This is a genomic window from Mycobacterium sp. 852002-51961_SCH5331710, assembly GCF_001665535.1.
Lineage (GTDB): Bacteria > Actinomycetota > Actinomycetes > Mycobacteriales > Mycobacteriaceae > Mycobacterium.
This window is the reverse complement of record NZ_LZSQ01000035.1, coordinates 39,336-52,434: the sequence shown is the minus strand read 5'-3', so window position 1 is coordinate 52,434 and position 13,099 is coordinate 39,336. Positions and strand designations below refer to the sequence as shown.

Genomic DNA, 13,099 nt, shown 5'->3' with positions numbered 1-13,099 from the left:
TCGGGGCTATGAGACGAAGAGTGGGCGTTCGCGGCGGTGGTGGCGCTCGGCCAGCACGTCGAGCAGCGGATCGGACAGGTCGGCCAGTTCCTTGGCGGCCGAGGCCGACGTCTGATCGCACAGCGCCGACAGTTCGAAGGTGAGCGCCGCGACGTCACCGGGATCGAGGGCGAGCAGTCGCTGGGCGGCCGTCGCCGAGTTCGTCATGGTCGTGTAGACGACCGAAAGCGCGGTCTGTTCGGCCGTCAGACCGGCGGCACGGCCCGCCCATCCCGCCGCCACCGCGAGGTGGGGCGTCGGACCGAGCGGCTCCCAGTCTTCGCCGGGCCATACCCGCCGGGCCAGCCGGACCAGGCCTCGGCCCTGCGCGCGCGACGCCTGGCGGGCTGCGGGTGCCGGTGTGCGAGCGTCGGTTTCGAGATCGGCCCGGGCCGGGGTGAGTGTGCCGGTGTGCACCGCCGCCGCCAGGGAGGCAGTGACCAGTCCCTGGGTGCGGATGCGACGACGCAGATAGGCCCGCAGCGTGGCCACGTCGGCGACCAGTCCGCTGGTGACCGCCTCCTCGACGCCGCCGGAGTGCACGTGCCCGCCGGTCGGCAGCCGCGAATCGGCAAGTGCGAGAAGCGTGGTCAAGTTCGTCATCGTCAGAAGAGGAAATACCGTTGCGCCATCGGCAATTCGGTCGCCGGCTGCTCCTGCCACACGTCGCCGTCGATGCGGACGGTGAACGTGTCGGGGTCGACCTCGATGCGAGGCAGTGCGTCGTTCAGCGGCATATCGGCTTTGCCCACCTTGCGGACATCCTTGACCGCAACGAGGCGCCGCTTCACGTCGATCCGATCGGCGAGCCCGCCGTCGACGGCCTGCTGCGAGACGAAGTGCACGGACGTGGCGGCGGCGGCCGACGGCGCGGCGCCGAACATGGGACGCGGCAGCACCGGCTGCGGGGTGGGGATCGACGCGTTGGCGTCTCCCATTGCGGCCCAGGCGATCATGCCGCCCTTGAGCACCGCGTGCGGTCGCACCCCGAAGAACGCGGGCTCCCACAACACCAGGTCGGCGAGCTTGCCCACCTCGACCGACCCGATCTCACCGTCGAGACCGTGTGCGATCGCCGGGCAGATCGTGTACTTGGCGACGTAGCGGCGTGCGCGGTGATTGTCGGACTGCTTCGGTCCGGTCGGGTCGCCGTCGAGCGCTCCGCGTCTGCGCTTCATGACGTGCGCGGTCTGCCAGGTGCGGATGACCACCTCCCCGATGCGGCCCATCGCCTGCGCATCGCTGCCGATCATCGAGATCGCGCCGATGTCGTGCAACAGGTCCTCGGCGGCGATGGTGGAGGGTCGGATACGGCTCTCGGCGAACGCGAGATCCTCGGGGACACTGGGGTTGAGGTGGTGGCACACCATCAACATGTCGAGATGCTCGTCGAGCGTGTTGACCGTGTGCGGCCGCGTCGGGTTGGTCGAACTCGGCAGCACGTGCGGTTGAGCGGCAACGGTGATGATGTCGGGCGCGTGTCCGCCGCCCGCGCCCTCGGTGTGGTAGGCGTGGATCGACCGACCGGCGATCGCGCCGACGGTGTCCGCCACGAACCCCGCCTCGTTGAGGGTGTCGGAGTGCAGCGCCACCTGGACACCCGATGCGTCGGCCACTCTGAGGCAGGCGTCGATGGCCGCGGGTGTGCTGCCCCAGTCCTCGTGCAGCTTGAATCCCGAAGCGCCGCCGCGCAATTGCTCCCACATGGCCTCGGCGCTGACGGTGTTGCCCTTGCCAAGCAGGGCGATGTTCATCGGCCAGGAGTCCAGCGATTCGAGCATGCGGGCCAGATGCCATGCGCCGGGGGTGACGGTGGTGGCTTTGCTGCCCTCGGCGGGGCCGGTGCCGCCGCCGATCATCGTGGTGATGCCGCCGCCGAGCGCCTCCGCCATCGTCTGCGGGCAGATGAGGTGCACGTGGCAGTCGATGCCGCCGGCGGTGACGATGCGACCGTTGCCGCCGATGATCTCCGTCGAGGGACCCACGACCAGATCGGGATGCACGCCCGACATGATGTCCGGGTTGCCGGCCTTGCCGATCGCGGTGATGCGACCGTCGCGAATACCGATGTCGGCCTTGATGATTCCCCAGTAATCGAGGATCACCACACCGGTGATGACGGTGTCGGGGGCGCCGTCCGCCCGCGTCGCACGGCCCTGGCCCATCGACTCACGCAACACCTTGCCCCCGCCGAAGACGGCCTCGTCGCCGGCGACCTCCGCTCCCCCGCTGCGGTCCTCGGTGATCTCGATGAACAGGTCGGTGTCGGCCAACCGGATCCGGTCGCCGGTCGTCGGCCCGAACAGTGCACCGTATCTGGCGCGCGGCAACCGGGTCATCGAGTTCCTCTCATTGCGGGTCAAGCCGGCCGGGCGGGTTCAAGCTCAAGCCGTGCACTTCACGCGAGCCCCCCAGCGGGACGAGCGAGACAGTCTGGGCCACACCGGGTTCGAACCGCACCGCGGTGCCCGCGGGGATGTCGAGCCGGTGGCCGTGCGCGGTCGGACGGTCGAAGGACAGCGCGGCGTTGGCCTGCGGCAGGTGTACGTGGCTGCCCACCTGCACCGGTCGGTCTCCGGTGTTGACGATCTCGATCGAGAGACGGGGGGCGCCGGGATTGATCTCGATATCACCGTCCCCGTACAGGATCTCGCCGGGCACCATCGATTCGGTCACGGGATCGGATGGTGGACGGTGACGAGCTTCGTGCCGTCGGGAAACGTCGCTTCGACCTGGACATCGTCGAGCATCTCGGGCACGCCGTCCATCACGTCGTCGCGGCGCAGGACCTCGCGGCCGCTCGCCATGAGCTCGGCCACGGTGCGTCCGTCGCGTGCTCCCTCCAGGAGATGGTCGGTGATCACCGCGACCGCCTCCGGATGGTTGAGCTTCAGACCGCGGGCCTGACGGCGCCGCGCCAATTCGGCCGCGTAGGAGATGAGCAGGCGGTCCTGCTCATGCGGGGATAGACGCATAGTGGGCGATATTGCCACGGAGCGCGGCGATCAGCAGCGCACGCGAAGCTCCTACTCGGCGGGCATGTTCTGCAGCCGCACCTGCCCACGGGCGACGACCTTGTCGTTCTCGTCGGTGATGACGATCTGCCACAGCTGCTGGCGCCGACCGCGGTGAATCGGTGTGGACACCGCGGTGACGGTGCCCGACGAGATGGCCCGCAGGAAGTCGGTGTTGTTGTTGACGCCGACGACGTTGCCGCCCCCATGCTCGGCGAGCCACACCGCCGCCGACACGCTCGCCAGGCTCTCGACGATCGAGCAGTACACGCCGCCGTGCACGATGCCGTAGGGCTGCAGCAGCGTGTCGGTGATCGTCAGCTGCGCACGGCCGCCGTCGGGTCCGAGGTCGAGATAAGTGAGGCCGAGCTCTTTGTCGAAGCCCTTACCCAGGTCGGATGGCAGGTCGGAAGTCACGCAACGTGTTTACACGCTGTCGAACTCCATGACCGCGTCGGGTGCTGCGAGTTAGGGTCGGCCATGGCCAAGACCGCGAAAGAGCTCGTAGAAGCCGCCAACGCCGTGGTGCCCAAGATCTCCCACGACGAGGCGAAAGACTTGATCGCCAAGGGCGCGTTGGTCGTCGACGTCCGCGACGCCCCCGAGGTGGAGAAAAGCGGAAAGGTGGCAGGTGCCGTCCACGTGCCGCGCGGCATGCTCGAGTTCCGCGCCGACCCGGAGTCGCCGTACCACGACCAGAACTTCTCCAAGGACAAGCCGGTCATCGTGTATTGCGCGTCCGGCGGCCGCTCGGCCCTGGCCGGTCAGGCGCTCAAGGAACTCGGCTACGAGAACGTCTTCAACCTCGGCGGCTTCGGCGATTGGGCCGACGGCGGTGGGGCGGTCGAGGAGGTTTGATCGAAAAGCGTTGAGGCAGCCCCGCGTTCGGCGGCAATGCGAACGGGCCCCGCACCAATGGTGCGGGGCCCGTCCTCCGTGTGGACCGGGGGTCTCTGCAGCCCTCAGGACTCCGGCGCGGTCCGGTGGTTCAGTTGTTGATCACTGCCAAGAGCATAGGCAAGGCTTGCCTAATTAAGCAAGACTTTCCCGGCATTCGATCGCGAGGTGCCCCGGACGGGAAGTCCGAAGCCGACCAGCGCGTCGAGCACGGCCTGGCTGCGGCGCATGCTCGTCCACTCGCTCGAGCCGGCGAGCAGCGGCACCTGCGTGGCCGCGGAAACCACCGCCCCGCCAACGACGTGCCACATCGACGCGACCGACATGGCGCCGCCGCTGATCTCCGCCAGCTTGGTGAACAGGGGCGCGAGCGCGCGGTGACTGCGGTGCGCCACCCACGTCGTCAACGCCGCCTCGCTCGGCAGCGCCACGATCCCCTCGCGCGTCGACCGGTCGATGTGACCCGACCCGCGCTCGAAGCACGGATCGTCCGGCAGGGCCCGCAGTGTCGGATCGACGACGCCGACCCAATCGATCGCGCCCTCGGAATCCACGTGCACCCACAGGTTCTCCAGCCCGGTGTCCCAGGCCCGGCCCTCGAGGACGACCAGAGGTACGACCCGGCCGACGACGACGTGGGCGAGCGTGGCCGCCAACTGGTGGGCGACCGCCGCGCGGCTGTCGGTCTCCTCGGCCGCGAGGACGAACATCGTCTGCAGACGGTCCGTGGTCAGCGCATCGGCCAGCGGCCACCAGCGCCGCCGGGACAGGTCGCCCATCACCGCGACGCCGTAGACGCGCGGACACTCGGGGTAGAGCGCGCGTAGCCGCCGACTCGACTCATGCAGCGGCAGGATCCTGCGGATCGCCATGCTTGCGATGAGTGGATCGTCGACCAATACCGTCATGGGGCCTCCCGACATCGAGTTAGGTAAGGCTTACTATAGCTATGCGCGTCACGACGGCTAGACCCTGTGACTGCTTTCACACGGGGCCGCAAAGCCGCGGTGACCACGGCGGAAGGTTCGCGCAGTCGTCGGCGAAGCCTTGTCCACCAGGCGAAATACGACGCACGGTAGTAACAAGTAGTACGCTGGATCAATAGCCTCTAGGAGATGAACGGACGATGGCGAAGTTGACGCGTCTAGGGGAACTGGAACGCGCTGTGATGGATCATTTGTGGTCCTCGCGCGAGCCCCAAACCGTGCGCCAGGTTCACGAGGCGCTCTCCGCCGAACGCGACTTGGCGTACACCACGATCATGACCGTGCTGCAGCGGCTGGCGAAGAAGAACTTCGTCGTGCAGCACCGCGACGACCGCGCCCACCGCTACGCCCCGACTCACGGCCGCGACGAGCTGGTCGCGGGACTCATGGTCGATGCGCTCGACCAGGCCGCCGATTCGGGCAGTCGGGAGGCGGCGCTGGTGCATTTCGTCGAGCGGGTCGGCGCCGACGAAGCGGCCGCGTTGCGCCGCGCGCTGGCCGAGCTGGAAAGCAAGGATCGCGTTACGCCGCCCGCTGGTAATTCGGGCACCGGCTGAGAGAGACTTACAGCGTGTCCGCGCTGGCCTTCACCATCCTGGCGCTGGTCCTGTCCGGACCGGTGCCGGCTCTTCTGGCGCGCGCGTCCTGGCCCTTCCGCGCACCGCGAGCGGCGATCGTGTTGTGGCAGGCCATCGCGTCGGCCGCGGTTCTGTCGGCCTTCTCGGCCGGGATCGCGATCGCGAGCAGGCTTTTCGCCCCCGGGCCCGACGGCAGGCCGACCGCAGGCATCACCAGTGAGATCGCCGTCATGGGGTGGCCGGTGTGGATCGCCTACGTCGTCGTCTTCGCGCTGACGCTGGTGATCGGCGCCCGGCTGACGGCCGCGGTGTTGCAGGTGGCGATCGCGACGCGACGCCGTCGCGCGCATCACCGAATGGTCGTCGACCTCGTGGGCAAGTCGCAAACGTGGGCCCGCGCGCACGCCGGTGACGGCCTGCGCATCCTCGACGTGGATCAGCCGTTGGCCTACTGCCTGCCCGGGGTGCGCAGCCGCGTGGTGGTCAGCGAGGGCACGCTGACGACGTTGGAGGACAACGAGATCGCTGCGATCCTCACCCACGAACGGGCGCACCTGCGCGCCCGGCACGACCTCGTGCTCGAGATGTTCACCGCCGTGCACGCGGCCTTCCCCCGCTTCGTCCGCAGCGGAAGCGCACTGCACGCCGTGCGCCTGCTGGTCGAGATGCTGGCCGACGACGCCGCGGTGCGCATCGCCGGTCCCACTCCCCTGGCCCGCGCGCTCGTCGCGTGCGCGGCCGGGCGCACACCGTCGGGTGCGCTGGCCGCGGGCGGGCCCACCACCGTGCTGCGCGTGCGCCGCCTCGGCGGGCGACCCAACAGCCGGGTGCTGGCCGCCGGCGCGTACGCGGCCGCGGCGGCGGTGCTCGTGGTCCCGACTGTAGCGGTGGTGCTGCCGTGGCTGACCGAGCTGCAAAGGCTGTTCACCGCTTAAGGGACAAGCCACCTCCGAACCATGCGTTCACACAACAAAACAACGAAAGGCTGCCCGAATGAGCTCTGACGCTTCCGCATCGACCACCGGTACCGCTCAAATCGGGGTGACCGGGCTCGCCGTCATGGGGTCCAACATCGCGCGCAACTTCGCCCGGCACGGATACACCGTTGCGCTGCACAACCGGTCGGTCGCCAAGACCGATGCGCTGCTCGAACAGCACGGCTCCGAGGGCAAGTTCGTGCGCAGCGAGACCATTGCGGAGTTCCTCGACGCGCTGGAGAAGCCGCGCCGGGTGTTGATCATGGTCAAGGCCGGTGACCCCACCGACGCGGTGATCAACGAGCTCGCCGACGCGATGGAAGAGGGCGACATCATCATCGACGGGGGCAACGCGCTCTACACCGACACGATCCGCCGCGAGAAGGCGATGCGCGAACGCGGTCTGCACTTCGTCGGGGCGGGCATCTCCGGCGGCGAGGAGGGCGCGCTGAACGGGCCGTCCATCATGCCCGGCGGCCCGGCGGAGTCCTACAAATCGCTGGGCCCGCTGCTCGAGGAGATCTCCGCACACGTCGACGGCGTGCCGTGCTGCACCCACATCGGCCCCGACGGCGCCGGCCACTTCGTGAAGATGGTGCACAACGGCATCGAGTACTCCGACATGCAGCTGATCGGCGAGGCCTATCAGCTGCTGCGCGACGGGCTGGGCAAGTCGGCGGGCGAGATCGCCGACGTCTTCGACGAGTGGAACTCCGGCGACCTGGACAGCTTCCTGGTGGAGATCACCGCGAAAGTGCTGCGCCAGAACGACGCCAAGACCGGCAAACCACTCGTCGACGTCATCCTCGACGAGGCCGAGCAGAAGGGCACCGGACGCTGGACGGTGAAGTCGGCCCTCGATCTCGGCGTCCCGGTGACCGGCATCGCCGAGGCCGTGTTCGCTCGCGCGCTGTCCGGATCGGTGACGCAGCGCAAGGCCACCACCGGGCTGGCGTCGGGTGATCTCGGCGAAAGGCCCAGCGACGCCGAGAAATTCACCGAGGACGTCCGCCAGGCGCTGTACGCGTCGAAGATCATCGCCTACGCGCAGGGCTTCAATCAGATCCAGGCGGGCAGCGCGGAGTACGACTGGGGCGTCACGCCCGGCGACCTGGCCACCATCTGGCGCGGCGGCTGCATCATCCGGGCCAAGTTCCTCAACCGGATCAAGGATGCGTTCGACGAGGATCCCGACCTGCCGACGCTGATCGTCGCGCCGTACTTCCGCAGCGCCATCGAGGCGGCGATCGACAGCTGGCGCCGCGTCGTGGTCACGGCCACCGAGTTGGGCATCCCGATCCCGGGCTTCGCCTCGGCGCTGTCGTACTACGACGCGCTGCGCACCGAGCGCCTGCCCGCCGCGCTCACCCAGGGACTGCGCGACTACTTCGGCGCGCACACCTACGGGCGCATCGACGCCGACCCCGCCAAGCGGTTCCACACACTGTGGAGCGGGGACCGCAGCGAGGTCGAGGCCTGACGCTATACCTGCCGAGCTGGGCCCACACTTCGGCGAGCAGACGTAAAACTGCCGCTTTTCGGCCAAAAATGGGCAGTTTCGCGTCTGCTCGGCCGATGACTGGCGCGCAACTAGACTTGAGCCGACATGCGTTTTCTGGAGGGCCACCGGCCCGCATATGACCTGACCTACAACGACGTCTTCGTCGTCCCCGGACGCTCCGACGTCCAGTCGCGGATGGACGTCGACCTGTCGACCTCCGACGGCTCGGGCACCACAATTCCCGTGGTCGTCGCGAACATGACCGCGGTCGCCGGCCGACGGATGGCCGAGACGGTGGCCCGCCGCGGCGGCCTCGTCGTGCTTCCGCAGGACCTGCCGATCTCGGCGGTCAAGGAGACGGTCGACTTCGTCAAGAGCCGCGACCTCGTCGTCGACACCCCCGTCGTGCTCTCCCCCGACGACTCGGTGTCCGACGCGACGGCACTGATCCACAAGCGCGCGCACGGCGCCGCGGTCGTGGTGTTCGAGGGCAGACCCATCGGGCTGGTGACCGAGGCCAACTGCGAGGGCGTCGACCGCTTCACCCGCGTGCGCGACATCGCGATCTCCGACTTCGTCACCGCGCCGGTGGGGACCGAACCGCGCAAGGTCTTCGATCTGCTCGAGCACGCACCGGTCGACGTGGCGGTGTTGGCCGAGAGCGACGGCACGCTGGCCGGTGTGCTGACGCGCACCGGTGCGGTCCGGGCGAGCATCTACGCCCCTGCCGTCGATGACCGAGGTCGGTTGCGGATCGCCGCCGCGGTCGGCATCAACGGCGATGTCGGCGCCAAGGCGCGCGGCCTGGCCGAGGTCGGTGTCGACCTGCTCGTGATCGACACCGCGCACGGGCACCAGGTCAAGATGCTCGACGCGATCGAGGCCGCGGCGGCGCTGGACCTCGGTCTACCGCTCGCCGCGGGCAACGTCGTCTCCGCCGAGGGCACCAGGGACCTGGTCAACGCGGGCGCCTCGATCGTCAAGGTCGGCGTCGGGCCCGGCGCCATGTGCACCACGCGGATGATGACCGGCGTCGGCCGGCCGCAGTTCTCGGCGGTCGTCGAATGCGCCGCAGCAGCAAGAGAATTGGGCGCCCACGTGTGGGCGGACGGCGGCATCCGCCACCCGCGCGACGTCGCGCTCGCGCTGGCGGCGGGCGCCTCCAACGTGATGATCGGCTCCTGGTTCGCCGGCACCTACGAATCCCCCGGCGACCTGATGCGCGACCGCGACAACCAGCCGTTCAAGGAGAGCTACGGCATGGCGTCCAAGCGCGCGGTGGCCGCCCGCACGGCCGGCGACGGCGCGTTCGACCGGGCCCGCAAGGCGCTGTTCGAGGAAGGCATCTCGACATCGCGGATGGGGCTGGATCCGTCCCGTGGCGGCGTGGAGGATCTGCTCGACCACATCACGTCCGGGGTGCGCAGCACGTGCACCTACGTCGGCGCCGCCAATCTCGCCGAACTGCACGAGAAGGTCGTGCTCGGCGTGCAGTCCGCGGCCGGCTTCGCCGAGGGCCACCCGCTGCCCACCGGTTGGTGATCCCGCACCCGCCCCATCACCCGTTACCATGGGTTTTCTTCAGTCCTCTACGCGAAAGGGATCACGTGCCGCAGGCACCCGTCGAGGTCCGGGTTGCAGAGGGGCCCGAGGGGGCCGAGCGGCCCGAGCCTCCCGACGCCGAGCCTTCCTCTAGACGGCCGGGCCAGCGGCCCGGCATCCGCGTGGAGACCACCCGATGAGCGTCGTCTCGTCGCTGTTGGCTCTACTCGCATTCGTCCTGTTGACCGCGGGCACCGCGGTTTTCGTCGCCGCCGAGTTCTCGCTGACCGCGCTCGAGCGCAGCACGGTGGAAGCCAACGCGCGCAGCGGCAACCGGCGCGACCAACTGGTCCGACGGGCGCACCGCACGCTGTCGTTCCAGCTCTCCGGCGCCCAGGTCGGCATTTCGATCACCACGCTCGCGACGGGCTTTCTGGCCGAACCCGTCGTGGCCCGGCTGATCCACCCGGCGCTTGACGCGGTCGGCGTACCGCCGCAATACACCGGCGGGATCGCGCTGGCGCTGGCGATCCTGATCGCCACCTCGCTGTCGATGGTGTTCGGCGAGCTGGTGCCGAAGAACCTGGCGGTCGCCCGACCGGTTCCGGTGGCGCGGTGGTCGGCCGCGCCGCAGTTGCTGTTCTCGGCGCTGTTCACACCGCTGATCCGGCTGACGAACGGCACCGCCAACGCGATCCTGCGCCGGCTGGGCATCGAGCCCGCCGAGGAGCTGCGCTCGGCGCGTTCCCCGCAGGAGTTGGTGTCGCTGGTGCGCAGTTCGGCCCGCAGCGGCGCGTTGGACCCGATCACCGCGGTGCTGGTCGACCGGTCGTTGCGGTTCGGCGACCGCTCCGCGGAGGAGCTGATGACACCGCGGCAGAAGATCGAGGCCCTCGACGCCGACGCCACGGTCGAAGATCTGGTCACCGTCGCGATCCGGACCGGATACTCGCGGTTCCCGATCATCCGCGGCGACTTGGACGAGACGATCGGGATCGCCCACGTCAAGCAGGTGTTCGAGGTGCCGATCGACAAACGCGGCAGCACCCGGCTGGCGTCGCTGGCGCTGCCGGTGGCCAAGGTGCCCTCGACGTTGGACGGCGATGCGGTGATGACGCAGATCCGCGCCAACGGCCTGCAGACCGCGCTGGTCGTCGACGAATACGGCGGAACGGCGGGCATGGTCACGGTCGAGGACCTCATCGAGGAGATCGTCGGCGATGTTCGCGACGAACACGACGACGAAGCCCCCGACGTCGTGCCCGCGGGCCGCGGCTGGCAGATATCGGGCCTGTTGCGCATCGACGAGGTCGCAGGCGCCACGCCGTTCCGCGCCCCCGAGGGCGACTACGAGACGATCGGCGGCCTGGTTCTCGAGAAGCTGGGCCACATCCCCGACGAGGGCGAGTCGGTCGAACTCGAGGCGTTCGACCCAGACGGTCCCCTCGAGGACCCCAACCGCTGGCTGGCCACCGTGCTGCGGATGGATGGGCGCCGCATCGATCTGCTCGAGCTGACCGAACTCGGCCGCAGCGGCGATGCCGTCGACGGGAGAAGCGTCGATGGGTGACTTCCTCGGTGTGCTGCTGACGGCGCTGCTGCTGGGCGTCAACGCGTTCTTCGTCGCCTCGGAGTTCGCGTTGATCTCCGCGCGACGCGACCGGCTGGAGGCGCTGGCCGAACAGGGCAAGAAGAGCGCCATCACCGTGATTCGCGCCGGTGAGCACCTGTCGCTGATGCTCGCGGGCGCCCAGCTCGGCATCACGATCTGCTCCATCCTGCTCGGCCGCGTCGGCGAACCCGCCGTCGCGCACCTGCTGGAGAAGCCGTTCGACGCCATCGGCGTCTCCGACGCGGTGTTGCACTCGGTGTCGTTCGTCGTCGCCTTGGCCGTGGTGGTCGTCCTGCACGTGCTGCTCGGCGAGATGGTGCCGAAGAACATCGCGATCGCCGGTCCGGAGTCGGCGGCGATGCTGCTGATCCCGACCTACCTGGTGTGGATCCGGATGGCCCGGCCGCTGATCGCCTTCTACAACTGGTGCGCCAACGCCACGCTGCGGCTGTTCCGGGTGGAGCCGAAGGACGAACTCGACGTCACGGTGTCCACGGTCGAGCTGTCGGAGATGATCGCCGAGTCGCTGTCGGAGGGCCTGCTCGATCCCGAGGAGCACGGCAGGCTGACCCGGGCTCTGCAGATTCGCGACCGCGCCGTCAAGGACGTGGCATTCCCGCTGCGCGAGATCAGGACCGTGGCGGTGGCGCGCGAGGGCGCCGGACCGACGGTCGGCGCCGTCGAGGAGGCGCTGGCCGAGACCGGCTACTCGCGCTTCCCCATCACCGACGCGTCCGGTGCCTACCTCGGCTACCTGCACATCAAGGACGTGCTGGCGTTCGTCAACGACCCCGACGCCGTGCTGGACTTCGCGATGGTGCGCCCGCTGCCGGTGGTGTCCGCGTCTCTCCCGTTGCCCGACGCGTTGTCGCGGCTGCGCCGCACCAACAGTCACCTGGCGCTGGTTACCGGGCCCGACGGCAGCGTGACGGGAATGGTGGCGCTGGAGGATCTGGTCGAGGACCTGGTCGGCACCGTGCGCGACGGGACCCACCGTGTCTGACGTCGCTCTGTGCGCCCCGACCGCCGAACTGCTCGACGAAGAGGCCTGGACGGTCCGCGAGCGAGCGCACCAGCGTCGGGCCGACGCTTTCTGCGCCCCGCACCGCCGGCGGGCCCGTGTCGGCGAGAAGCACCCGGTCTGGGACTTCGTGTTCACCTACTACAGCCTGCGGCCCGGCCAGCTGCGCACCTGGCATCCCGGCTTCGGCGTGGCCCTCGGCGGCGCCTCGGCGCAGCGCTTCCTGGGCCGGACTGGTTACACGCGTGACCACAACGTCGTGACGGTGAGCCGCGAATACCTGGCCGCGCGCATCGACACGGTCCGCTTCGTCGCCCGCCTGCTGCGATCGACCGAGGCCCGTCCGGCGCGGCTGAACTGCTTCGGGCTGCACGAATGGGCGATGGTCTACCGGGCGCCGACGGTACGCCACGACGGCGTGCCCCTGCGGCTCGGCGCGGCGGGCACCGACGCGGTCGTCGACTCGATGCCGTTGCGCTGCAGTCACTTCGACGCGTTCCGCTTCTTCACCGAACCCGCAGCCCGGCTGAACGCCGAACAGCTCACCCGGCGGCGCCAGGTCGACACCGAACAACCGGGCTGCCTGCACGCTTCGATGGATCTGTACAAGTGGGCCTTCAAACTCGGACCCCTGGTGAACTCGGAGCTGGTGATGGACTGCCTGGCACTGGCTGCCGAAGCCCGCGAACTCGACATGCGGGCCAGCCCCTATGATCTCCGCGAATACGGATTCGAGCCGATCGCGATCGAGACACCGGCCGGTCGTGCCGAATACGTGCGGATCCAGCAAACCATTGCGGAGCGGGCGACGCCGTTGCGGGCCGACCTGGCCGATCGGTGCGAACGGCTTCTCGCCGCGGCGGCCGGCGGCGGCGTACCGGCAGGTTGCGAATAAGCCCGGTTACCGCTGGGTAAGCTGGGGCGACAGTTCT

14 protein-coding genes are annotated in these 13,099 nt (G+C 69.2%); 8 read left to right on the top strand and 6 right to left on the bottom strand.

Translation table 11 applies throughout. The features are described from left to right. Positions 1-6: 6 nt before the first annotated feature. From A5752_RS05210 to A5752_RS05190, 5 genes are read right to left on the bottom strand one after another with little or no spacing between them, the layout of a single operon-like run. The gene (locus tag A5752_RS05210) at positions 7-642 is read right to left on the bottom strand and encodes an urease accessory protein UreF (RefSeq protein ID WP_067083035.1); all 636 of its coding nucleotides are present in this window, start codon (positions 640-642) and stop codon (positions 7-9) included. 2 nt (positions 643-644) lie between these two features. Continuing rightward, positions 645-2,378 carry an urease subunit alpha gene (locus A5752_RS05205; protein ID WP_067083033.1) on the bottom strand — a complete coding sequence of 578 codons (1,734 nt, stop codon included), beginning with the start codon at positions 2,376-2,378 and terminating at the stop codon, positions 645-647. 10 nt (positions 2,379-2,388) lie between these two features. Beyond that, on the bottom strand, positions 2,389-2,703 hold the full coding sequence (locus A5752_RS05200; RefSeq protein ID WP_067083161.1) for an urease subunit beta: 315 nt from the start codon (positions 2,701-2,703) through the stop codon (positions 2,389-2,391). 8 nt (positions 2,704-2,711) lie between these two features. Next, complete coding sequence (locus A5752_RS05195; protein ID WP_067083031.1) at positions 2,712-3,014, bottom strand: urease subunit gamma; 303 nt, start codon at positions 3,012-3,014, stop codon at positions 2,712-2,714. Between the two features lie 51 nt (positions 3,015-3,065). Further along, positions 3,066-3,470: a PaaI family thioesterase gene (locus A5752_RS05190; protein WP_067083029.1), complete on the bottom strand. Its 405-nt coding sequence runs from the start codon at positions 3,468-3,470 to the stop codon at positions 3,066-3,068. Positions 3,471-3,533: 63 nt separating this feature from the next. On the opposite strand from A5752_RS05190, the gene A5752_RS05185 reads away from it, so the two are divergent. Further along, entirely contained in the window at positions 3,534-3,911 is a 378-nt protein-coding gene (locus A5752_RS05185; RefSeq protein WP_067083027.1) for a rhodanese-like domain-containing protein, read from the top strand. A gap of 170 nt (positions 3,912-4,081) precedes the next feature. Here A5752_RS05185 and A5752_RS05180 read toward each other — a convergent pair whose 3' ends face one another. Further along, complete coding sequence (locus A5752_RS05180) at positions 4,082-4,858, bottom strand: iron reductase (protein WP_067083024.1); 777 nt, start codon at positions 4,856-4,858, stop codon at positions 4,082-4,084. 218 nt (positions 4,859-5,076) lie between these two features. Between A5752_RS05180 and A5752_RS05175 the strand changes: the two genes are divergently transcribed. From A5752_RS05175 to A5752_RS05145, 7 genes are all read left to right on the top strand, one after another. After that, on the top strand, positions 5,077-5,493 hold the full coding sequence (locus A5752_RS05175; protein ID WP_067083021.1) for a BlaI/MecI/CopY family transcriptional regulator: 417 nt from the start codon (positions 5,077-5,079) through the stop codon (positions 5,491-5,493). A 14-nt stretch (positions 5,494-5,507) separates the two neighbouring features. Then, a complete protein-coding gene (locus A5752_RS05170) occupies positions 5,508-6,449 on the top strand; it encodes a M56 family metallopeptidase (RefSeq protein WP_067083018.1) in 942 nt (313 codons plus the stop codon). Positions 6,450-6,507: 58 nt separating this feature from the next. Next, positions 6,508-7,971, top strand: coding sequence for an NADP-dependent phosphogluconate dehydrogenase (gene gnd / locus A5752_RS05165; RefSeq protein WP_067083015.1), 1,464 nt, complete (start codon positions 6,508-6,510; stop codon positions 7,969-7,971). A gap of 126 nt (positions 7,972-8,097) precedes the next feature. Continuing rightward, complete coding sequence (locus tag A5752_RS05160; protein WP_067083011.1) at positions 8,098-9,534, top strand: GuaB1 family IMP dehydrogenase-related protein; 1,437 nt, start codon at positions 8,098-8,100, stop codon at positions 9,532-9,534. A gap of 196 nt (positions 9,535-9,730) precedes the next feature. Further along, on the top strand, positions 9,731-11,104 hold the full coding sequence (locus A5752_RS05155; protein ID WP_067083008.1) for a hemolysin family protein: 1,374 nt from the start codon (positions 9,731-9,733) through the stop codon (positions 11,102-11,104). Next, positions 11,097-12,149, top strand: a complete 1,053-nt coding sequence (locus tag A5752_RS05150) for a hemolysin family protein (RefSeq protein ID WP_067083159.1) — start codon at positions 11,097-11,099, stop codon at positions 12,147-12,149. The genes A5752_RS05155 and A5752_RS05150 overlap by 8 nt, the downstream gene beginning before the upstream one ends. Then, complete coding sequence (locus tag A5752_RS05145) at positions 12,142-13,062, top strand: 3-methyladenine DNA glycosylase (RefSeq protein WP_067083006.1); 921 nt, start codon at positions 12,142-12,144, stop codon at positions 13,060-13,062. Before A5752_RS05150 ends, A5752_RS05145 begins: the two co-directional genes overlap by 8 nt. The last annotated feature ends 37 nt before the right edge of the window (positions 13,063-13,099 follow it).